This window comes from Citrobacter sp. RHBSTW-00881, assembly GCF_013728515.1.
In the GTDB taxonomy this organism is placed as follows: Bacteria; Pseudomonadota; Gammaproteobacteria; order Enterobacterales; family Enterobacteriaceae; genus Citrobacter; species Citrobacter braakii.
In genome coordinates this window covers 276,431-297,655 of sequence record NZ_CP056269.1, presented here as the reverse complement: position 1 = coordinate 297,655, position 21,225 = coordinate 276,431, and the positions used below count along the sequence as shown (strand labels likewise).

Genomic DNA, 21,225 nt, shown 5'->3' with positions numbered 1-21,225 from the left:
AATGGGCATCCAGGGGTTATAGGGGCAATGCGTTAAACGGCGTGATTATGCTTCGATCGCCGCACGCAGTTTTTTCATGGCGTTCTTTTCAAGCTGACGAACACGTTCAGCAGAGACGCCGTAGCGATCGGCCAGTTCTTGCAACGTCGACTTGTTGTCTTCGTCCAGCCAACGGGCGCGAATGATGTCCTGGCTACGCTCGTCCAGACCCTCCATTGCGTGGGTCAGTTTGTTCGCGGCCTGATCTTCCCAGTTATCTTCTTCAATGCCGTCGGCAAAGTTAGATGATTTATCCTGCAGATACAGAACCGGCGCCATCGGCTGGCTGTCAGACTCGTCGTCTGAAGACATGTCAAACGTCATGTCCTGCGCCGCCATACGGGATTCCATTTCGCGCACGTCTTTGCTGGAAACACCCAGCTCACGAGCAACCATTTCAACTTCGTCCTGATTGAACCAGCCCAGACGCTGCTTGGTTTTACGCAGGTTAAAGAACAGCTTACGCTGCGCTTTGGTGGTCGCGACTTTTACGATACGCCAGTTACGCAGAACGTATTCGTGGATCTCAGCTTTGATCCAGTGCACGGCGAAAGAAACCAGGCGCACACCCACTTCCGGGTTGAAACGGCGCACGGCTTTCATCAGGCCAATATTACCTTCCTGAATCAGATCCGCCTGCGGCAGGCCATAGCCCGCATAATTACGAGCAACATGAACAACAAAGCGCAGGTGAGACAGGATCAGCGTTTTAGCTGCTTCCAGATCGCCCTGGTAATGCAGCTTTTCAGCCAGTGCCCGCTCCTCGTCAGCCGACAACATCGGCCACGCGTTCGCAGCCCGGATGTAAGATTCCAGGTTACCAACAGGGGCTAAAGCTAAATTTTGCATTTCTTTGGTCATTCAAATCCTCTCAATCTTTTCATCTGACGCGTTGGCTAAAACTAATAGCAACAACCATGCCAGAGCTTATGAGCAACGAGAATATCATTCAATCTTTTATCAGACAGTGATTTTATCCACAAGTTCCATGTCGTAATGTGTATAGATTACGCACAAAATGTGACATCACAATGAATACGCCGGGAAGAGATAACAGGGACTCTTTCCCTGCAGAGCTAACTACTCAGTGCAGGGAAAGATTATACCAGAGATTTTTTAATCGGGGGTAAAGTGGCGTAAATGTTGAACCGTGGCAAGCCAGGCTGCCACCCAGCCAATCATCGAGCACACCAGCAGCAATAACAGGCATTCATCGAATGATAAGCCGTTGATATCAAACTTAGTTCCAAAAACCTGCGCCACCTCAGTAACCGCTGACGACAGGCGCATCACCAAAATTTCTGACAAAATCAGTGAAAGAAATGCGCCGGAAAAACCGAGCAACGCACCGCCGTAGAGGAACGGACGCAGGATAAACCCATCCGTCGCGCCAATCAGTTTCTGCACGTTAATGGTATCGCGACGCGCAAAAATACTCAGGCGCACACTGTTACCGATGACGAGGAAGACCGCCGCTACCATCAGCACGCCAATCATCGCGGAGACGCGTCCGACAAGGCCCGTCAGAGCCGCCAGACGGGCAAACCAGCTGTCATCCATGCGCACTTCATCAATACCGTTGATTTGTGCGATACGGTCGCGCAGCGTGTTCAGCGACTCCGTGCCCTGGAAGTCCAGTTTCGGGATAACTACCGCCACGGCCGGTAGCGGGTTCTCTTCCAGCATATCCAGCGCGCCGCCAAAGCCGGACCAGTTACGGAATTCGCCCAGCGCGTCATCGCGGGAAAGATAATTCACTTTCTCCACGCCCTGCTCGGCCTGCAACTGACCAACCACCCGCGCCGCTGCATCATCATCCAGCGTTTTTTGCAGGTAAACGGTGATCTGCGGAGAAGGATAATACTGGCTTGCCGCATGGTCGACGTTCTTATAAACCATGTAGCATACGCTTGGCAGCGTCAGGGAGATGGCAATAACCATCACCGTCAGGAACGTCGCCAAAGGCTTGCTTTTCAGGTCCTGTAACGCGCCCTGGAACGCGTAGCGTACCTGCTCGTTAAAGACATTGGTTTTACGCGAGTTCGGCTTTGGCGCGGCTTTCGCCCGCTTTGGCGCGTTACGACCGCCATCTCCCGGCGCGCCGCCCGATTTACGGAAGCGATCCAGTCGGCCACCGAACTGTTTGATTTGATTAATAGCGTCACGTCTATTCATGGGCCAGGCCTCCATGCAGATGTCCATCGCTCAGAACCATTTGGCGATAGGAGCGACGGGAGATCAGGCCAATATCGTGCGTGGCCATTAATACCGTGACCCCGACGCGGTTAAACTCTTCAAACAGGCGAAGGATCCCTTCCGACAACGCGTCATCCAGGTTCCCTGTTGGTTCATCCGCCAGCAATACCGCCGGTTTGTTCACTACCGCACGGGCGATGCCCACGCGCTGTTGTTCACCGCCGGAGAGCTGAATAGGGAAGTTTTTCGCTTTGTCCAACAGTCCGACCTTATCCAGCGCCGCTGACACGCGACGACGAATATCGTCCCCGCTGGCGCCCGCGATGATCAGCGGAATTGCCACGTTGTCAAACACGGTTCTGTCCATCAACAGGTGGTGATCCTGAAAAATCATGCCAATCTGACGACGCAGAAACGGCACTTCACGGTTTTTCAAACGGCTGATGTCATGCCCGCTGAAGTAGATTTTCCCGGCGCTGGGCCGTTCAATTCCACAAATCAGCTTCAGCAGGGTACTTTTCCCCGCACCGGAGTGGCCGGTCAGAAATGCCATCTCGCCAGGCTGCATATGGAAGGTAACTCCCTGCAGCGCTTGTCTCCCACCGAGATAGGCCTTGCTGACATGTTCAAAGCGAATCATTGTTAATCCTCTCGGGCAAAAAGTGCCTCTATAAAATCGTCCGCCTTAAACGGACGTAAATCCTCGATACGTTCGCCCACACCGATATAGCGGATAGGGATGCCAAACTGATCGGCAACCGAGAAGATGACCCCGCCCTTCGCTGTACCGTCCAGCTTAGTCAGGGTGATACCGGTTAAGCCCACGGCTTCATGGAACAGTTTGGCCTGGCTTATCGCATTCTGCCCGGTGCTGGCGTCGATAGTCAGCATAACTTCATGCGGCGCATCTTCGTCGAGCTTCTTCATGACGCGAACGATTTTTTTCAATTCTTCCATCAGGTGCGATTTGTTCTGCAAACGCCCTGCGGTATCAGCGATCAGCACATCTACATTACGCGCCTTCGCCGCCTGGATAGCATCAAAGATGACGGACGCGGAATCCGCGCCGGTATGCTGAGCAATCACCGGGATGTTGTTACGCTGACCCCAGACCTGCAGCTGCTCTACCGCCGCCGCACGGAAGGTATCGCCCGCCGCCAACATCACCGATTTACCCTGCTGCTCAAACTGACGCGCCAGCTTTCCGATAGTGGTGGTTTTACCCACGCCGTTGACCCCAACCATTAAGATAACAAACGGCGTCTTGCCATCAACATTCAGCGGTTCTTCCACCTTCGCCAGAATCTCGCCCATCTCTTCTTTCAGCAGGCCGTACAGCGCTTCCGCGTCTTTGAGCTGCTTACGACTGGCACCTTCCGTCAGATTCGCAATAATCTTGCGGGTCGTTTCTACGCCCACGTCGGCGATCAGCAGTTGCTCTTCCAGCTCTTCAAACAGATCATCGTCGATCTTTTTACCACGGAACAGACTGATAAATCCGGAACCAAGGTTTTCTTTTGTTTTCAGGAGGCTGCGTTTCAGACGCGCAAAGAAACCTTCTTTCGTTGGTTTTTCCTGCTCCTGGACTCCCTCTTCTTCTGTCGGTGCTTCTACGGCAGGTTCTTCTACCGGCACCACCATCACGGCTTCTTCAGCTGCCTCAGCAGCCAGCGCCTGCGCTTCCAGCTCTTCATCAGTCAGGTGCGGTTCGTTTTCGGCTTCTTCTTCAACCGCCTCAACGATTTCCACGGTTTCCGCTTCGGCCTGCCACTCTTCGGCAGAAACCTCTTCGGTTTTCACCTCTTCCGGCAGCGGCAATTCTTCGCGTTCGATAACCGTCGCCGCTGGCGTTTCCACTACGGGTTCAGCAGCGGGTTCAGCAACCCGCTCAATCTCCGGCTGCGATTGTTCGGCAACAGGTTCTGCTTCCGGCTGCAGTTTTTCGATTTCCGCAACCTGTTCAGTCACTTCAACAACTTCAGCTGCAAAAGCTTCCGTTTCCGCCTCGCTACGGGTTTCCTCGGCGTGCGGCTGTTCGTCAACGACGGTAGTTTCTTCAGCAACCGGTTGTTGTTCTTCGTTTTTTAATTCTGTCTCGTTTTCCGGTGCCTGCTCTTTTTGACCAAAGCCCAGCCAGGAAAAAAAGCCACGTTTTTTCTCTTTCGCCATTTGCGACTACACTCCCCCGCTGTTGCTTCATGGCACAGCGTCAACGCTATGTACATAGCAGCTAAAAAAATGATGAAATAGTCTATCACTTATACCCAATGAATTTCGAGTTACGTCAAGGTGGCAAGCGCACGAATCCCGATGAGCTTACTTTTAGTAAGTGATTCGGGTGAGTAAGTGCAGCCAACGAAGAGGTAACTTGAAAGGCGACGGGTTAACTTAACTCACATCACCGCCTGGAATGACACGTCAGCAGCGGATTGAGCAATAATTGAAATGAAAAAACCGAATCACTCTGGTAGCGGCCAGATCCGCATTATTGGCGGTCAATGGCGTGGCCGTAAACTCCCGGTTCCGGATAGTCCCGGTCTGCGCCCAACCACCGACCGCGTACGCGAAACCTTATTTAACTGGCTGGCCCCGGTAATGGTCGATGCTCACTGCCTGGACTGCTTCGCCGGCAGCGGCGCGCTGGGGCTGGAAGCCCTCTCTCGCTACGCGGCAAATGCGACGCTTCTGGAAATGGATCGCGCGGTATCACAGCAGCTACAAAACAATCTCGCCACGCTGAAAGCCCCCCATGCCCGGGTCGTCAACACCAATACCCTGACATTTTTGGCCCAGACGGGTACGCCGCATAACGTGGTGTTTGTTGACCCGCCGTTTCGCAAAGGATTACTGGAAGAAACATTAACTCTTCTGGAAACTCATGGCTGGCTGGCAAATGAAGCGTATATTTACGTTGAAAGCGAAGTAGAAAACGGTTTGCCGCCGGTTCCGGTGAACTGGTCGCTGTACCGCGAAAAAGTCGCCGGACAGGTCGCCTATCGCCTTTACCAACGTGAAGCACGAGGAGAACACGATGCTGATTAACCTGGGACGCCTGCTGATGTTGTGCGTCTGGGCATTTTTACTACTCAATATTTTCCAACCCTTTCCACGCCCGCTTAACATCTTCGTTAACGTCGCACTGATTTTTATGGTGCTGATGCATGGCATACAACTGGCGCTGTTAAAAAGCACCATGCCTAAAGATGGCCCGCAGATGACCCGCGGAGAGAAAATCCGTATTTTTCTGTTCGGCGTCTTTGAGTTACTGGTTTGGCAGAAGAAGATTAAAGATCAGTTGAAAAAGTAACTGTGATCTTTTCGCCCGGCGGCGCTTAGCAGGCCGGGGCGACAAAATCTCCAGGCCGGACAAAGCGTAAGCCGCCATCCGGCATCAGTCAGATGAAACCTTAGCGTTCACTGTAAAATCAACAAAACGCGAACCTTTATAACTCAGCGTTCCCTTATCCCCGACCGTTAACGCATGGTACTGCTGGGCATCCAGACGAAACGTCTGCTCGAAGCCGCCACTTTGTGGCTTAAAACTGACTTCATAGCGCATGCTGGTCCCCGCCGGGCTCACTTCCTGCTGGCGGGATCGCCGATCGTTAAGCGGTTTTTCCCGTTTGTTACTCACCACCACCTGCTTTTGCACTAACGGCGCAGTATCATTATCGGCTTTTTCACGCCGCTGCTGAACGAAGCGAAACGACGCAGCAACAACGATTAATACAATGATAACAATGAAAAAAAGTGGTGGTTTGCTCATATTATTAACCCATCAGAAAATGCGGAAATAAGCATACATTGCCTGTTATGGTGTTGTCATCTGGCAGTGTCGACCTCTACACTGAACAGTAGAGCCGTGAGCACCCCGCTTACGAAAAAATAACGAATTCAAGGAACTAAGATGCTTTGGTCGTTTATCGCTGTCTGCCTTTCCGCATGGTTGTTCGTGGATGCTTCCTATCGTGGGCCCGCCTGGCAACGCTGGGTCTTTAAACCCCTAACCTTACTTCTGCTGGCGCTGCTGGCCTGGCAGGCGCCAATGTTTAATGCTGTCAGCTATCTGGTGCTGGCTGGCCTGCTTGCCTCGCTGCTGGGCGATGCGCTGACGCTGTTACCGCGCCAACGCCTTTTGTATGCCGTGGGGGCATTCTTCCTGTCGCATCTGCTGTATACCATTTACTTCGCCAGCCAAATGACGCTGTCGTTCTTCTGGCCTTTGCCGTTGGTGCTGGTGGTGCTGGGGGCGTTGCTGATTGCCGTGATCTGGACGCGTCTGGAAGAGCTACGCATCGCTATCTGTACCTTTATTGGTATCACGCTGATGATGGTCTGGATGGCTGGTGAGCTGTGGTTCTTCCGCCCGACCGCTCCGGCGCTGTCGGCCTTTATGGGCGCATCACTCCTGTTCATCGGCAACATTGTCTGGCTGGGTAGCCATTACCGTCGCCGCTTCCGCGCCGATAACGCAATTGCTGCCGCCTGCTACTTCGCCGGACATTTCCTGATTGTTCGTTCGTTGTATCTTTAAAACGCTTGACTCTGGAGTCGACTCCAGAGTGTATCCTCCGGTTAATATGAAATGATTATCAACCGGAGGATGCCATGTCGACACCCGATTCCAGTGGCAAAAAAGCCCCACAATTTTCTTCTTTCAAGCTAGCGCCTGCGCCACAAAAGGCTGACGACTGCTGCTGCGAAGGAAGTTGCGCCACCCCACCACCCGTATCCGGTACCGTAATGGGTACCCGCTACTCCTGGAAAGTGACAGGCATGGACTGTGCAGCCTGCGCCCGAAAAGTGGAGAATGCGGTCCGCCAGGTCAACGGCGTCAACCAGGTCCAGGTTCTGTTCGCCACCGAAAAACTGGTAGTCGACGCGGGTTCCGATATCCGCCTGCAAGTTGAAAGCGCAGTGCAAAAGGCAGGCTATACCCTGCGCGATGAGCAAGCGCCAGACGCCGCCCCCGAGTCGCGGTTTAAAGAGAACCTGCCGCTGATTTCGCTGATTATCATGATGGCGATTAGCTGGGGGCTGGAGCAGTTCAATCACCCCTTTGGCCAGATAGCATTTGTCGCCACCACGCTGGTAGGTTTGTATCCGATTGCCCGTCAGGCCCTGCGTCTGATGAAAACCGGCAGCTACTTTGCCATTGAAACGTTGATGAGCGTGGCCGCCATTGGCGCACTGTTTATCGGCGCGACGGCCGAAGCCGCCATGGTGCTGCTGCTGTTTTTAATTGGCGAACGCCTGGAAGGATGGGCCGCCAGCCGCGCCCGTAAAGGGGTCAGCGCACTGATGGCGCTCAAGCCGGAAACCGCCACGCGCCTGCGTAACGGCGAGCGCGAAGAGGTTGCTATCAATACTCTCCAGCCAGGCGATGTTATCGAGGTTGCCGCGGGTGGGCGTTTACCTGCCGATGGCAAGCTGGTCTCCGGATTTGCCAGCTTTGATGAAAGCGCCCTGACCGGCGAATCGATACCGGTTGAGCGCGCCACCGGCGAGAAAGTCCCGGCGGGCGCCACCAGCGTGGACCGTCTGGTAACGCTGGAAGTACTCTCCGAACCGGGTGCCAGCGCCATTGACCGTATTCTGAAATTGATTGAAGAAGCGGAAGAACGCCGCGCCCCCATTGAGCGCTTTATTGACCGTTTCAGCCGGATTTACACCCCAGCCATTATGGCGGTTGCGTTGTTGGTCACCCTTGTACCACCGCTGCTGTTTGCCGCATCCTGGCAGGAGTGGATTTATAAAGGGCTGACGCTGCTGCTGATTGGCTGTCCATGTGCGCTGGTGATTTCCACACCCGCAGCCATTACCTCTGGCCTTGCCGCCGCGGCGCGTCGTGGCGCGTTAATCAAAGGCGGGGCCGCGCTGGAGCAGTTGGGTAGGGTAACGCAGGTCGCGTTTGATAAAACCGGCACCCTGACCATCGGTAAACCGCGCGTCACGGCGATTCACCCGGCAAGCGGTATTGGCGAGGCAGAACTGCTGGCGCTGGCGGCAGCAGTAGAGCAAGGCGCGACGCACCCGCTGGCGCAGGCGATTGTTCGGGAAGCCCAAACGCGCGAACTGACTATCCCTGTCGCAAAAGATCAGCGGGCGCTGGTTGGCTCTGGCATTGAAGCACTGGTCAACGGTGAACGCGTGCTGATTTGCGCCGCCGGTAAGCAGCCTGCCGATGCTTTTGCCGGGCAGATAAGCGAGCTGGAAAACGCGGGTCAAACGGTGGTGCTGGTGCTGCGTAACGATGCCGTTCTCGGCGTGCTGGCCCTACAGGACACGCTGCGCGACGACGCCCGTAGCGCCATCAGCGAGCTTAATCAGATTGGTGTGAAAGGGGTGATCCTGACGGGTGATAACCCGCGAGCGGCGGCAGCTATTGCCAGTGAATTGGGTCTAGAATTCAAAGCGGGTCTATTACCGGAAGATAAAGTACAGGCCGTTACCCATCTTAACCAACAGTCGCCGCTGGCGATGGTCGGCGACGGCATCAACGACGCTCCGGCAATGAAAGCAGCCACCATTGGCATTGCGATGGGAAGCGGGACCGATGTCGCGCTGGAAACCGCCGATGCCGCCCTGACCCACAACCGCCTGCGTGGTCTGGTGCAAATGATTCAGTTAGCCCGCGCCACCCACGCCAATATTCGCCAGAACATTGCGATTGCGCTAGGCCTGAAGGGGATTTTTCTCGTCACCACGCTGCTCGGAATAACCGGACTGTGGCTGGCGGTGCTGGCAGATACGGGGGCGACGGTACTGGTGACCGCTAACGCGCTGCGGTTACTACGTAAAGGATAATGAGTCTGTGCCGGACGGCTGTTGCATTAGCGCCATCCGGCTAAGATTACTGGCCTTTGCGCACCAGATAGCGGTACGGCAGAGAGTCGGTCTCTTTTGCCACCAACTCATGCTCCATAAAGGTACAGAAGCCGGGAATGTCACGGGTTGTCGCCGGATCGTCGGCGACAATCAGCAGCGTTTCACCCGCCTGCATGCCGCGCACGGTTTTACGCACCATCATTACGGGTTCCGGGCAGCGCAGCCCCTGGGCATCAAGAGTATGGTCGGGAGAGGTAAACAGATCGCTCATCGTAGTCTCGTTCATTCAAAAACGGCGTTATTTTACGCTCTGTTGTGGCGTAAGCCAATCAGGTTAACGATTGCGTGAAAAACAACCATTGCAATGTGCTCTTAAAGCAGTATCATGCGACGGTTTTTTATTGGGTTCCCTCACCCCATCCAACAAAAAGGTCACAATATGACTCCGTTTACACAATCTCAACGCGTAAAAGCGTTGTTTTGGCTATCGCTATTTCATCTGCTGGTGATCACCTCCAGCAACTATCTGGTGCAGCTACCGATCTCCATTTTTGGTTTCCATACCACATGGGGCGCTTTCAGCTTTCCGTTTATTTTCCTCGCGACCGATCTGACCGTGCGTATTTTTGGCGCTCCGTTGGCACGACGTATCATCTTTGCGGTAATGATCCCCGCGCTGCTGATCTCCTATGTCGTTTCATCACTGTTCTATATGGGATCGTGGCAGGGATTCGGCGCACTGCTGCACTTTAATCTGTTTGTCGCCCGTATCGCCGCCGCCAGCTTTATGGCTTACGCGCTGGGTCAAATTCTGGATGTGCATGTCTTTAACCGCCTGCGTCAGAACCGTCGCTGGTGGCTGGCGCCAACGGCTTCCACGCTGTTTGGCAACATCAGCGATACGTTAGCCTTCTTCTTTATCGCTTTCTGGCGCAGCCCGGATGCCTTTATGGCCGAGCACTGGATGGAAATCGCGCTGGTCGACTACTGCTTCAAAGTGCTGATCAGCATTATTTTCTTCCTGCCGATGTACGGCGTGCTGCTGAATATGTTACTGAAAAGGCTGGCAGATAAATCCGAAATCTCTGCATTGCAGACGAGTTAAAGGTTCATTTTCCGAGTTGTGATAAGATGGACGAATGAGCCGTTATGGCCGTTTATCGAAAGGAAGAAGTCAATGCGCAATCTGGTTAAATATGTCGGTATTGGCCTGCTGGTTATGGGGCTTGCGGCCTGTGATAATAGCGATACAAAAGCGCCAGCAGAGGGTGCTGCCGCAGAAAGTAGCGCCACTGGACAACCGGTCAGCCTGTTGGACGGTAAACTCAGTTTTTCCCTGCCAGCGGATATGACCGATCAGAGCGGCAAACTGGGCACCCAGGCGAACAATATGCACGTTTATTCTGACGCAACCGGCCAGAAAGCGGTGATTGTGATTGTTGGCGACAATACCAACGAAGACCTGGCTGTGCTGGCAAAACGCCTGGAAGATCAGCAGCGTAGCCGCGACCCGCAGTTGCAGGTCGTCACCAATAAATCTATTGAGCTGAAAGGCCACACGCTGCAGCAGTTAGACAGCATCATCTCGGCCAAAGGCCAGACCGCTTACTCTTCCGTGGTGTTGGGTAAAGTCGATAACCAACTGCTGACTCTGCAAATCACGCTGCCTGCTGACGATCAGCAAAAAGCGCAGACTACCGCAGAAAACATCATTAACACGCTGGTTATCCAGTAACGGTTAAGACGATGACTCGGCCTCCGGTGACACCACCTGAGGCCGTTTTTTTAATCGCCAGGTCAGCAATAACGCCACCGCCACCAGCCCTGCCGCCGCCAGATAGATAACCGGCACGCCCGCCCACGTCATAACCAGCCCGGCCAGCGGCCCCGTAACTCCCAGTGATAAATCCATAAACACCGTATACGTCGCCAGCGCAGCGCCCTGATTTTGCTGCGGGACGGCTTTTACCGCCACCACGCCCAGCTCCGGGAATACCAGCGAGAACCCTGCACCGGCCAGCAGGACGCCGCTTTTCGCCATCCACGGCATGGAAGCCATCCCCACCAGCAGCAGCCCAATAATCTCGACGCTAAAGCAGATCATCGCCACATTTAGTCCACCTAAACGGTTGATACCATTTGGGAACAACAGGCGGGTCCCCACAAACGTGCAGCTAAAAAGCGTCAGCGCGAAAGCGGCACCGTCCCAGCCTTTGGCATCATAAAACAGGGTAATGAAAGTGGCGATCACGCCAAATCCGGCTGAGGCCAGGGCCAGCGCCATGCCGTACAACCAGACACGCCCAAGCACCGCGCGAAACGGCAACGGTTTGCCTTTGCTGGCCTTCACCGCCGGACGAGGGAGCGCCAGCAGTATTGCCAACAGCGCCACGCCCATCACGGTCAGCGCCAGTCCCTGTAAGCCACCCCAGGCATAAAACAGTACACCCAGCGGAGCGCCTATCGCCATCGCGCCATAGGTCACGATGCCGTTCCACGAAATCACCCGTCCGATGTGCATTGAACCAACGACCCCAACCCCCCACAGCGTAGAGCCAGTCCCGGCAAAGCTTTGCCCGATCCCTAGAATCACGCGCCCCAGGCATAACAGCAGCAGGCTGGCCAGCGGCCAGCCATTCGTGAAGCCCGCCAGGAAGTAGCCCAGACCACTTAAAAAACAGCCACACAGTCCGAATATCACAATCTTCTTTGGCCCCAGCAGGTCGGCATAGCGACCGGCATGTGGACGGCTCAGCAGCGTAGCGAAATATTGCAGGCTGATGACCAGCCCTGCCCAAAAAGCACTAAATCCCATCACATCATGGACATAGCCTGGCAATACAGCGAGCGGCAGACCAATGGTCAGGTAGCTGGCGAAGTTAAACATCACCACAGAGACAATACGCAGATTAAGGCGTAAACCGCTAAGCGTCGGTTCAGCGACGGGTTCGGGCATGGAGGATCACCACGTTTTCACAACAGTGTTTCATTTCTACCATGTTGCCGGGCAGAAATCAGTAGTCAGTTTAGGAATATCAGTCGCAAGCCAGCCGCTACACTTAATGCAAAAACGCAAACAGGAAGACGACATGACAACCGCCCAGCCCGATAAAACGGGTTTGCACATTCTGCTCAAACTGGCCGCTCTGGTGGTGATCCTCGCGGGTATTCATGCCGCGGCGGATATCATCGTACAGCTTCTGCTGGCCCTTTTTTTTGCCATTGTATTGAATCCGCTGGTCATCTGGTTTATTCGCCGGGGTGTACGTCGGCCGGTCGCGATAACGTTAGTCGTGGTGGTGATGCTGATCGTTCTTACGGCGTTAATCGGCGTTCTGGCGTCATCCATCACTGAATTCATGGCCATGCTGCCAAAATACAATAAGGAGCTGACGCGCAAGGTTCTGTATCTGCAAGAGATGGTGCCTTTTCTAAATCTGCATATGTCCCCGGAGCGCATGCTGCAACGTATGGACTCCGACAAGCTGATGACCTTCACAACCACGCTGATGACAAGTCTTTCTGGTGCCATGGCCAGCGTCGTTCTGCTGGTGATGACGGTGGTCTTTATGTTGTTTGAGGTGCGTCATGTCCCCTATAAACTGCGCTTTGCGCTGAACAACCCCCAAATCCATATTGCGGGGCTGCATCGGGCGCTGAAAGGTGTTTCTCACTATCTGGCGCTGAAAACGTTGCTCAGCTTATGGACCGGTGCCATCGTCTGGCTCGGACTGGCGCTAATGGGTATTCAGTTTGCTCTGATGTGGGGTGTGCTGGCATTCCTGCTAAACTACGTGCCCAACATTGGCTCGGTCATTTCCGCCGTTCCACCCATGATCCAGGCGCTGCTGTTCAACGGCGTTTACGAATGCGTGCTGGTTGGGGCGCTGTTTCTGGTGGTGCATATGGTAATTGGCAACATCCTTGAGCCCCGCATGATGGGGCACCGACTGGGATTATCGACGCTAATCGTGTTTCTCTCTCTGTTGGTGTGGGGATGGCTGCTTGGTCCGGTAGGTATGCTGCTCTCCGTGCCGTTAACCAGCGTGTGTAAAATCTGGATGGAAACCACCACAGGCGGTAGCAAACTGGCAATTTTGCTGGGACCCGGCAGGCCCAAAAGTCGGCTACCCTGAAAACTACCAACCGAGGTAGTTATTATATTTCCATATTGACGTTAAAATGACGTCAACACAGCTATATAAAGTGGCTTATCTTAAATAAAGAGTGAAAAGGAATTCATTCTTTTATAAAGGAAACATATAATCCACATGCATTATTCTTTGCCAAAACACATAAAAATAACGAACACCTCCAAAGCATTTAACTTAAACTATCCACTTAGATTTAAAGGTTATTTTATTTGATACGTTTTCTCTAAAAATCTATACTTCTCGCCGATGATGACGCTGAAAAATTTCTGTTGAAGAAAGTCATAGAATATTATCATCTGGTCATCTCATTGCCTCGCTATCAACAGAGTGAAATAAAACGCTAATTTAGTTTAAATAAAATTTCAGGTGATAAAGGGTGCATCATGATTCTGGAGCTTATAAGTTAACATGTATAAACGGTACTTTGAGAGGGAGTTTTAATGAAAAAGTATATTAAGTGGTTTGCAGCCATTGCCGTTGTCGGTGCACTAGCGGGTTGTGCACGTACTGCGCCGATTGATCAAGTTCACACCAGTGTGAGCGCGGGACATACTCAGGACCAGGTTAAAACCGCGATCCTGAAAGCCGGTATTCAACGCCAATGGGTCATGTCCGAAGCCGGACCAGGTATTATTAAAGCTCGCCAACAAACCCGCGATCATGTGGCTGAAGTCCGTATCACTTATACCGCCACCAGCTATGACATCAAATATGACAGCAGCCTCAACCTGCAGGCTTCTGGTGGAAAGATTCACAAAAACTACAACCGCTGGGTACGCAATCTGGATAAAGACATCCAGCTTAATCTGTCAGCCGGCGCCAATCTGTAATTACGCCTAAAGTCGGGCCGAAAAGGCCCGATACTCTTACTATCTGCCATTTAACAGGTTGTCCCCACATGTACGAACAGGATTCGCTTAGCGCACTGGATGCCATTACTGAAGCACAACGTATCGCCTTTGCCCCTATGCTATTTCAAACCGCGTTGTGTCTGCGAAATGCTGGAGTACTCACCTGGCTGGACAAGCAAGGTAAACGCGGCGCCACGCTCGACGAGATTACCGCAAACAGCACCATCAACGAATATGCCGCCAGCATCCTGTTGGATATGGGGTTAAGTGGGCGCATCATTACCCACAAAGAGGGATATTATTACCTCGCTAAAGTCGGTCATTTTCTTTTACATGACACGATGACGCGTGTGAATATGGACTTCACCCAGGATGTTTGTTATCAGGGGCTGTTCTATCTGGAAAATGCACTTAAAGAAGGAAAACCCGTAGGGTTAAAAACTTTTGGCGACTGGTCAACAATCTATCCTGCACTATCACAATTACCGCTGGCTGCGCGTGAAAGTTGGTTTGCTTTCGATCATTACTATTCAGATGGAGCATTTGATGCCGCATTGCCATATGTATTCGCCAGCGCCCCTGCAACCCTGTACGATGTCGGCGGAAATACCGGGAAATGGGCATTACGTTGTTGTCAACATGATGACAATATTACTGTCACCCTATTAGATTTGCCGCAACAAATTGCACTTGCCCGCGAAAATATAGAAAATGCAGGATTATCTCATCGCATAAATTTCCATGCTGTGGATATGCTTAGCGACTCGCCTTTACCTGCCGGCGCTGATATCTGGTGGATGAGTCAATTTCTGGACTGTTTTTCTCCGGAACAAATTATCGCTATGCTGCGCAACGTTGCCCGGGTGATGAAACCGGGCGCGAAGCTGTTCATTATGGAACTGTTTTGGGATGCCCAAAAATTTGAAGCGGCCTCATTTAGCCTGAATGCGTCTTCGCTTTATTTTACCTGTATGGCGAATGGCAACAGCCGTTTCTACAGCGTAGAGAGGTTTTATCACTATCTGAATCTGGCAGGTTTTCAGGTAGATGAACGCCACGACAACTTAGGTGTTGGGCATACTTTATTGATATGTCAGAAGAAAAAATAAGAAACAATCGGAACAACCGATTTACCGCGGATACGCGTTGATGAAATTTGCTTTCAACATTATAGACTGGCAGGCCAGGGCGCCAGGGTTAAGCGAAACAGAACAGTGGCATGAATGGTCACGGCTTTCGCACGCCATCGATCCCACTGCGCCATTGGCTAAGCTCAACGAGTTACCGATGATGACGGCTCGCCGACTCAGTTCCGGCAGCAAACTGGCCGTCGATTGTGGGCTGGCGATGCTACGCCGCCATGATATCAATGCTGTTTTGTATACAAGCCGCCATGGTGAACTGGAGCGTAACTACAGGATCCTGCACGCCCTGGCGACTGGGCAGGCACTCTCACCAACCGATTTTGCCCTCTCTGTACATAACTCTGCTGTGGGTAACCTGACGATCGCTGCGAAAAAACCGATTGCCTCCTCCTCGCTTTCTGCTGGCAGGGATACGTTCCAGCAAGGGCTATGTGAAGTCATCGGGCTGTTGCAGGCGGGATATCAGCGCGTATTGATGGTCGATTTCGACGGTTTTCTGCCCGAGTTTTATCACCCACAGTTACCACCAGACATGCCAACATGGCCGTTTGCCGTCGCGCTGGTCATTGAATCCGGTGATAGCTGGCAATGTGAAACCCGTCCGCACTGCGGGCGGGGTGAGACAACGTTGCCGCAAAGCCTATTGTTTTTACAACATTACTTGCAAGATACCAAGGCGTTTACCCTGTCTGGCGAACGCGTACAATGGCAGTGGAGTCAGGGATGAACACGATGCTCCTGCGGCTTAACCGGGTATGGCGACTGGTGATGACCGGTCTTTGCTTTGCCCTGTTTGGCCTCGGCGGACTCCTTCTTTCTACGTTCTGGTTTAACGTCTTGCTGATCGCGATATGGGATAAAGCCCGACGTCGGCGTATCGCCAGACGCAGCATCGCCGCCAGTTTTCGCCTCTTTTTAACGGTGGCGAAACGGCTTGGTGTGTTGGATTACCAAATTGAAGGACGAGATATTTTACGCAATGAACAAGGATGCCTGGTCGTCGCCAACCACCCGACGCTCATCGATTACGTGCTACTGGCATCGGTAATGCCCGAAACCGACTGTCTGGTGAAAAGTGCACTACTAAAAAATCCGTTCCTCAGCGGCGTGGGTCCGGGCGGCAGATTATCTGATTAACAGCCAGGCTGACGCGCTATTGCCCGCGTGCCAGCAACGTCTGGAACAAGGCGATACTATTTTAATTTTCCCCGAGGGAACCCGTACACGCCCCGGAGAGGAAATGACGTTACAGCGTGGTGCGGCGAATATCGCCGTGCGCTGCAGCAGTGATTTACGCATAGTGACCATTAAATGCAGCGAACAAATGCTGAACAAAGAAAGCCAATGGTACGACGTCCCATCGGTAAAACCCATGTTTACCATTTCAGTACACGAGCGGGTTAAGATCGACCAATTTTACGACGCAAATTCACAAGAACCGGCGCTGGCCGCAAGGCAGTTGAACCGGCATCTTTTGCTTCAATTACAACCAGGTACTTTACCTCTTTCAGGAATTAATGATGCAAGCGCTTTATCTTGAAATCAAAAATCTCATTATAACGACATTGAATCTCGACGAACTAACAGCTGACGATATTGAAACCGAAGCGGCACTCTTTGGCGATGGCTTAGGCCTGGACTCAATCGATGCCCTGGAGCTGGGTCTGGCGGTGAAAAACGAGTATGGCGTGGTCCTCTCAGCGGAGAGCGAAGAAATGCGTCAGCACTTCTTCTCCGTCGCCACGCTGGCATCTTTCATTCACGCGCAACGTGCCTGAGGATAGTCCGTTATGACCGAACAAAAAGCCATTTACGATGAAGTCTCCTCACTGCTGGTCAAGCTGTTTGAAGTTGACCCGCAAGATATTAAGCCTGAGGCGCGCCTGTACGAAGATCTGGAACTCGACAGCATCGACGCAGTCGACATGATCGTGCATCTTCAAAAGAAAACTGGTAAGAAAATCAAGCCGGAAGAGTTCAAAGCAGTACGCACCGTACAAGATGTCGTCGATGCGGTTGAACGCCTTCTCATAGAAGCGTAATTCACCGTGTCAGGCACTCGCTCCCTGCCAGTCGTACAACTGCTGACAGGTCTACTGTTGTTGGCCTGGCCGTTTTTGATCTGGTTTGGCCTGGCGCATAACAGTCTGCACTGGTTGCTGCCGTTAATGGCGCTACTCCTTTTTTTACGCTTTCGCCAGGTCCGGCGACAGGCGGGACCGTTGCGCGTCGTGACACAGGTAGTGGTGATCGCGGGTATCACCTTATGCATTACCAGTTATCTGCTCAAAACGCACCAGCTGCTGCTGTTTTATCCCGTAGTGGTAAACGCCGTCATGCTGTCGGTTTTTGGTGGTTCTCTGTGGTCAGCGATGCCCATCGTTGAACGTCTGGCGCGGCTGCGCGAACCAAATCTGCCCGAAGCAGGCGTGCGCTACACGTACCTTGTGACACTAATCTGGTGCGCCTTTTTCATCATCAATGGCAGCGTTGCGCTCTTTACTGCATTGAATGGCGATATGACCCTGTGGACGACCTGGAACGGTATGGTTTCCTATCTGCTGATGGGAACATTGATGGTAGGCGAGTGGTTAGTTCGCCAACTGGTGATAAAGCGAGATACCCAATGAAGCAGCCCCTCACACTTGCTCAATGGCTCTGTGCCCCACGACCGGACGACATTCCTGTTGCGTGGCAAGAAGATCATACGTGGACACTTGGCCATCTGCGCCATGATGTGGCCCAGTTGATAACGCAACTGCAGCAGCAGGAAGGTGAACGCTGGGCATTATGCTTCGAGAACAGCTATTTATTCATCGTCGCGTTGCTGGCAACGCTCCATGCTGGCAAAACACCGGTGATCCCGGGACATTGTCGCGTCTCGTTGTTAAACGAGCAGCACTTGCTGTTTGATGGCGTACTGAGCGATAAAGCGCTGGACTGGCAGGGAACGCTGCGAGTGGTCAGCTCTGCCATGACATCTGTGGCCCACGACATCACGTTCCCGATAATACGCAGTGACGCCTTTGTGGAGCTATTCACTTCCGGTTCGACCGGCCAGCCGAAACGCGTAATCAAACCGATTGCTCGTCTGGATAGCGAAGCAGCATTGCTCGCTACGCGTTTTGCTGATCGTCTGGCAGGTTGCCGGGTCGTCGCGTCAGTGGTACCGCAACACCTGTATGGTCTGACGTTTCGTATCTTCTTGCCGATGGCTTTAGGCCTCCCGCTGCATGCGGCGATGCTTTGGTATGCCGAACAACTGGCGGCACTGAGCCCTGATCATCGGTATGCGTTTATCAGCAGTCCGGCGTTTCTGAAACGCCTCGACCACCACCTGACACCGCCGCCAATCGAGTTGATTCTTTCCGCGGGCGGCATGCTGTCCTGGCAGGACGTCAAGCAGGCTGCTGACTGGCTGAATGTCTGGCCCGATGAGATCTACGGCAGCACTGAAACCGGAATCCTCGCGTGGCGCTATCGCCATCAGGATGATGTGACATGGCTGCCTTTTCCCGGAGTCAGATTCCAGTCAGAAGACGACGCGTTTCGTGTGTTTTCACCACTAATTGCAGCTGATGATGGCCTGTTACTCGATGATATTCTTCAGTTTATCGAAAACGGACAGTTCCGCCTGATGGGCAGACGCGGGCGGGTGGTCAAGATTGAAGAGAAACGCATTTCACTCAGCGAAGTGGAGCAACGTTTACTGGCACTGGACGGTATCCGTGAAGTCGCAGCATTGCCCGTCTCACGCGGAGGTCGTCAGGGCGTTGGTGTCCTGCTGGTACTGGATGACGAAGCCCGGCAACGCTGGCTTGAGTGCGGTGGTAAACCGCAAGAACTGACCTGGCGACGTTCGCTGCTGCCCTGGCTGGAGCCGGTCGCTGTTCCCCGCTACTGGCGGGTGATTGATGAGATTCCGGTCAACAGTATGAACAAGCGTGTCTATGCGCAATTACAGGAGTTATTTCATGAAACCCCATGAAATTGAGCGCCATCAGGCACTGCCTCATCAGGCTGAGATTGTTTTACAACTCGACCCTTCTCTGTTTTGGTTCAGCGGGCATTTTAGCGTGCAGCCACTGCTGCCGGGCGTTGCACAGCTAAACTGGGCGATGGATTACGCCACCACGCTGCTGGTCCCTGGCTGGCGTTTTCACAGTATTCAAAACGTGAAGTTCCAGTCACCGCTATTGCCAGAGGCCACCGTCACCCTGAGTCTGAGCTGGCAGGAAGCGCGTCAGATGCTCACTTTTAGCTACCAGCGCCACGACGGTGACGTGCGCCATACCGCCAGCAGCGGGAAGATTCGGTTATGCCGCTGACCTTTTCCCCATGCGTGTTGATCCCCTGCTACAACCACGGCGCGATGATGTCGGACGTGTTGGATCGTCTTCGGCCGTTCAATCTCCCCTGCATTGTGGTGGACGATGGCAGCGACGAGACTACACGAGATGAACTGGCACGCCTGGCGGCAGAATACAGCAATCTGACGTTAATTCGCCTGCCCATCAACGCAGGCAAAGGCGCGGCGGTTATTCGCGGAATGCAGACGGCAGCAGATGCCGGGTTCAGTCATGCAGTGCAGGTCGATGCCGACGGGCAACATGCCATTGAAGATATTCCCAGGCTGCTTGCATTGGCAAAAGAACATCCGACAGCACTGATTTCCGGACAACCGATTTACGATGATTCGGTCCCTCGCTCGCGCCTGTACGGTCGTTGGGTAACCCATATCTGGGTGTGGATAGAAACGCTCTCGTTGCAGCTCAAAGACAGTATGTGCGGCTTCCGGGTGTATCCGGTGGCCCCCACGCTGCAACTGGCACAGCGTGTAACGCTTGGCAAACGGATGGATTTTGATACTGAAGTGATGGTGCGCCTCTACTGGCAAGGCAACACCAGCTATTTTATCCCCACGCGAGTCACCTATCCGCAGGACGGGCTATCCCATTTCGACGCGCTTAAAGACAATCTGCACATTTCACTGATGCACACTCGCCTGTTCTTTGGCATGTTACCGCGCATCCCCTCCCTGCTGTGTCGTCGCTCATCGACACACTGGGCGCAGCAGCAGGAAGTCAAAGGGTTGTGGGGAATGCGTCTGATGCTGCTGGTCTGGCGTGTACTGGGTCGCAAAGCCTTCTCCCTGCTGCTGTATCCGGTCGTCGGCGTATACTGGCTCAGCGCTTCAACTGCCCGAAAAGCCTCTCAACGCTGGATTAGCCGCGTAAGAGCGCAACTGATCACACGCCGGATGCCAGTACCGCCAAACCTGACCAGTTATCAGCATTTCCTGCGTTTTGGCAGCGCGATGCTGGATAAGATTGCCAGTTGGCGCGGTGAACTGCACTTCGGTCGCGATGTAATTTTTGCACCAGGCGCAGAAAAAACGCTAAATGTCAGCGATCCTCGGGGAAAACTGCTGCTGGCTTCACATCTTGGCGATGTCGAAGCCTGTCGGGCACTGGCCCAGCTACAGGGCAGTAAAACAATCAATGCGCTGGTATTTAGCGATAACGCCCAACGCTTTAAACAGATCATGCAAGAGATGGCGCCGCAGGCTGGATTAAATCTGCTCCCGGTGAACAGTATTGGTCCAGATACTGCCATTCTGCTCAAAGAGAAACTGGAGCGCGGTGAATGGGTAGCCATCGTAGGCGATCGCATCGCAGTCAATCCCCAACGCGGCGGCGAGTGGCGTGTGTGCTGGAGCCGCTTTATGGGGCAAAACGCGCCATTCCCTCAGGGCCCGTTTATTCTTGCGTCTATTTTACGCTGCCCTGTAGATCTGATTTTTGCCCTGCGCCAGCAGGAGAAACTCCACATCTACTGCGAACCGTTTGCCGACCCGCTGCTCTTACCGCGCGCCACACGACAACAGGCATTACAGAATACTGTCGATCGCTACGCCGAACGCCTTGAGCACTATGCGCTTCAGTCGCCCCTCGACTGGTTTAACTTTTTCGATTTCTGGCAACTGCCGGACACCAATGACAAGGAGTAAAG

At 53.3% G+C, this 21,225-nt stretch carries 23 protein-coding genes and 1 pseudogene; 17 read left to right on the top strand and 7 right to left on the bottom strand.

The window, feature by feature from the left end:
• Positions 1-45: 45 nt before the first annotated feature.
• From rpoH to ftsY, 4 genes are all read right to left on the bottom strand, one after another.
• On the bottom strand, positions 46-900 hold the full coding sequence (rpoH, locus tag HV311_RS01425) for an RNA polymerase sigma factor RpoH (protein ID WP_003023425.1): 855 nt from the start codon (positions 898-900) through the stop codon (positions 46-48).
• A 255-nt stretch (positions 901-1,155) separates the two neighbouring features.
• The gene (gene ftsX, locus HV311_RS01420; protein ID WP_016154839.1) at positions 1,156-2,214 is read right to left on the bottom strand and encodes a permease-like cell division protein FtsX; all 1,059 of its coding nucleotides are present in this window, start codon (positions 2,212-2,214) and stop codon (positions 1,156-1,158) included.
• The gene (gene ftsE / locus HV311_RS01415; RefSeq protein ID WP_003023420.1) at positions 2,207-2,875 is read right to left on the bottom strand and encodes a cell division ATP-binding protein FtsE; all 669 of its coding nucleotides are present in this window, start codon (positions 2,873-2,875) and stop codon (positions 2,207-2,209) included. Before ftsE ends, ftsX begins: the two co-directional genes overlap by 8 nt.
• Positions 2,876-2,877: 2 nt before the next feature.
• Positions 2,878-4,404 (bottom strand): signal recognition particle-docking protein FtsY, encoded by a 1,527-nt coding sequence (gene ftsY, locus HV311_RS01410; RefSeq protein WP_181626830.1) that lies wholly within the window; start codon positions 4,402-4,404, stop codon positions 2,878-2,880.
• Positions 4,405-4,680: 276 nt separating this feature from the next.
• On the opposite strand from ftsY, the gene rsmD reads away from it, so the two are divergent.
• A complete protein-coding gene (gene rsmD, locus HV311_RS01405; RefSeq protein ID WP_016157666.1) occupies positions 4,681-5,277 on the top strand; it encodes a 16S rRNA (guanine(966)-N(2))-methyltransferase in 597 nt (198 codons plus the stop codon).
• Positions 5,267-5,542, top strand: a complete 276-nt coding sequence (locus HV311_RS01400; protein WP_191220633.1) for a DUF1145 family protein — start codon at positions 5,267-5,269, stop codon at positions 5,540-5,542. Before rsmD ends, HV311_RS01400 begins: the two co-directional genes overlap by 11 nt.
• A gap of 84 nt (positions 5,543-5,626) precedes the next feature.
• On the opposite strand, the gene HV311_RS01395 is transcribed toward HV311_RS01400, so the two are convergent.
• Entirely contained in the window at positions 5,627-6,001 is a 375-nt protein-coding gene (locus HV311_RS01395; RefSeq protein ID WP_016154843.1) for a DUF2500 domain-containing protein, read from the bottom strand.
• Between the two features lie 141 nt (positions 6,002-6,142).
• On the opposite strand from HV311_RS01395, the gene HV311_RS01390 reads away from it, so the two are divergent.
• Together HV311_RS01390 and zntA are read left to right on the top strand one after the other, a co-directional pair.
• Positions 6,143-6,769, top strand: a complete 627-nt coding sequence (locus HV311_RS01390) for a lysoplasmalogenase (protein WP_016154844.1) — start codon at positions 6,143-6,145, stop codon at positions 6,767-6,769.
• Between the two features lie 74 nt (positions 6,770-6,843).
• Positions 6,844-9,042, top strand: a complete 2,199-nt coding sequence (zntA, locus tag HV311_RS01385; RefSeq protein WP_191220632.1) for a Zn(II)/Cd(II)/Pb(II) translocating P-type ATPase ZntA — start codon at positions 6,844-6,846, stop codon at positions 9,040-9,042.
• 46 nt (positions 9,043-9,088) lie between these two features.
• Here zntA and tusA read toward each other — a convergent pair whose 3' ends face one another.
• On the bottom strand, positions 9,089-9,334 hold the full coding sequence (tusA, locus tag HV311_RS01380; protein ID WP_003827551.1) for a sulfurtransferase TusA: 246 nt from the start codon (positions 9,332-9,334) through the stop codon (positions 9,089-9,091).
• A 168-nt stretch (positions 9,335-9,502) separates the two neighbouring features.
• Between tusA and HV311_RS01375 the strand changes: the two genes are divergently transcribed.
• A complete protein-coding gene (locus tag HV311_RS01375; RefSeq protein WP_019078120.1) occupies positions 9,503-10,168 on the top strand; it encodes a 7-cyano-7-deazaguanine/7-aminomethyl-7-deazaguanine transporter in 666 nt (221 codons plus the stop codon).
• A gap of 72 nt (positions 10,169-10,240) precedes the next feature.
• Positions 10,241-10,798, top strand: coding sequence for a DcrB family lipoprotein (locus HV311_RS01370; protein ID WP_016154847.1), 558 nt, complete (start codon positions 10,241-10,243; stop codon positions 10,796-10,798).
• A gap of 3 nt (positions 10,799-10,801) precedes the next feature.
• On the opposite strand, the gene HV311_RS01365 is transcribed toward HV311_RS01370, so the two are convergent.
• Positions 10,802-12,019: an MFS transporter gene (locus tag HV311_RS01365; RefSeq protein WP_191220631.1), complete on the bottom strand. Its 1,218-nt coding sequence runs from the start codon at positions 12,017-12,019 to the stop codon at positions 10,802-10,804.
• 133 nt (positions 12,020-12,152) lie between these two features.
• Between HV311_RS01365 and HV311_RS01360 the strand changes: the two genes are divergently transcribed.
• The 11 genes and pseudogenes from HV311_RS01360 (at position 12,153) to HV311_RS01310 (ending at position 21,223) form a co-directional block, all read left to right on the top strand.
• Positions 12,153-13,199: an AI-2E family transporter gene (locus HV311_RS01360; protein ID WP_019078118.1), complete on the top strand. Its 1,047-nt coding sequence runs from the start codon at positions 12,153-12,155 to the stop codon at positions 13,197-13,199.
• A 470-nt stretch (positions 13,200-13,669) separates the two neighbouring features.
• Positions 13,670-14,047 (top strand): hypothetical protein, encoded by a 378-nt coding sequence (locus tag HV311_RS01355; RefSeq protein ID WP_029139728.1) that lies wholly within the window; start codon positions 13,670-13,672, stop codon positions 14,045-14,047.
• A 68-nt stretch (positions 14,048-14,115) separates the two neighbouring features.
• Positions 14,116-15,177, top strand: a complete 1,062-nt coding sequence (locus HV311_RS01350; RefSeq protein WP_016154851.1) for a class I SAM-dependent methyltransferase — start codon at positions 14,116-14,118, stop codon at positions 15,175-15,177.
• A gap of 40 nt (positions 15,178-15,217) precedes the next feature.
• On the top strand, positions 15,218-15,940 hold the full coding sequence (locus HV311_RS01345) for a beta-ketoacyl synthase chain length factor (protein WP_019078117.1): 723 nt from the start codon (positions 15,218-15,220) through the stop codon (positions 15,938-15,940).
• Positions 15,919-16,753 (top strand): annotated as a pseudogene (locus tag HV311_RS01340) (lysophospholipid acyltransferase family protein). Before HV311_RS01345 ends, HV311_RS01340 begins: the two are co-directional and overlap by 22 nt.
• Positions 16,734-16,991: a phosphopantetheine-binding protein gene (locus HV311_RS01335; RefSeq protein ID WP_016154854.1), complete on the top strand. Its 258-nt coding sequence runs from the start codon at positions 16,734-16,736 to the stop codon at positions 16,989-16,991. The pseudogene HV311_RS01340 and the gene HV311_RS01335 overlap by 20 nt, the downstream one beginning before the upstream one ends.
• Positions 16,992-17,003: 12 nt before the next feature.
• On the top strand, positions 17,004-17,255 hold the full coding sequence (locus HV311_RS01330) for an acyl carrier protein (RefSeq protein ID WP_047415920.1): 252 nt from the start codon (positions 17,004-17,006) through the stop codon (positions 17,253-17,255).
• Positions 17,256-17,261: 6 nt separating this feature from the next.
• Positions 17,262-17,843, top strand: a complete 582-nt coding sequence (locus HV311_RS01325) for a hypothetical protein (protein WP_191220630.1) — start codon at positions 17,262-17,264, stop codon at positions 17,841-17,843.
• The gene (locus HV311_RS01320) at positions 17,840-19,201 is read left to right on the top strand and encodes an AMP-binding protein (RefSeq protein WP_016154857.1); all 1,362 of its coding nucleotides are present in this window, start codon (positions 17,840-17,842) and stop codon (positions 19,199-19,201) included. Before HV311_RS01325 ends, HV311_RS01320 begins: the two co-directional genes overlap by 4 nt.
• Positions 19,188-19,541 (top strand): ApeI family dehydratase, encoded by a 354-nt coding sequence (locus tag HV311_RS01315; protein ID WP_016157672.1) that lies wholly within the window; start codon positions 19,188-19,190, stop codon positions 19,539-19,541. Before HV311_RS01320 ends, HV311_RS01315 begins: the two co-directional genes overlap by 14 nt.
• Entirely contained in the window at positions 19,532-21,223 is a 1,692-nt protein-coding gene (locus HV311_RS01310; protein ID WP_191220629.1) for a glycosyltransferase family 2 protein, read from the top strand. The genes HV311_RS01315 and HV311_RS01310 overlap by 10 nt, the downstream gene beginning before the upstream one ends.
• Positions 21,224-21,225 lie beyond the last annotated feature (2 nt).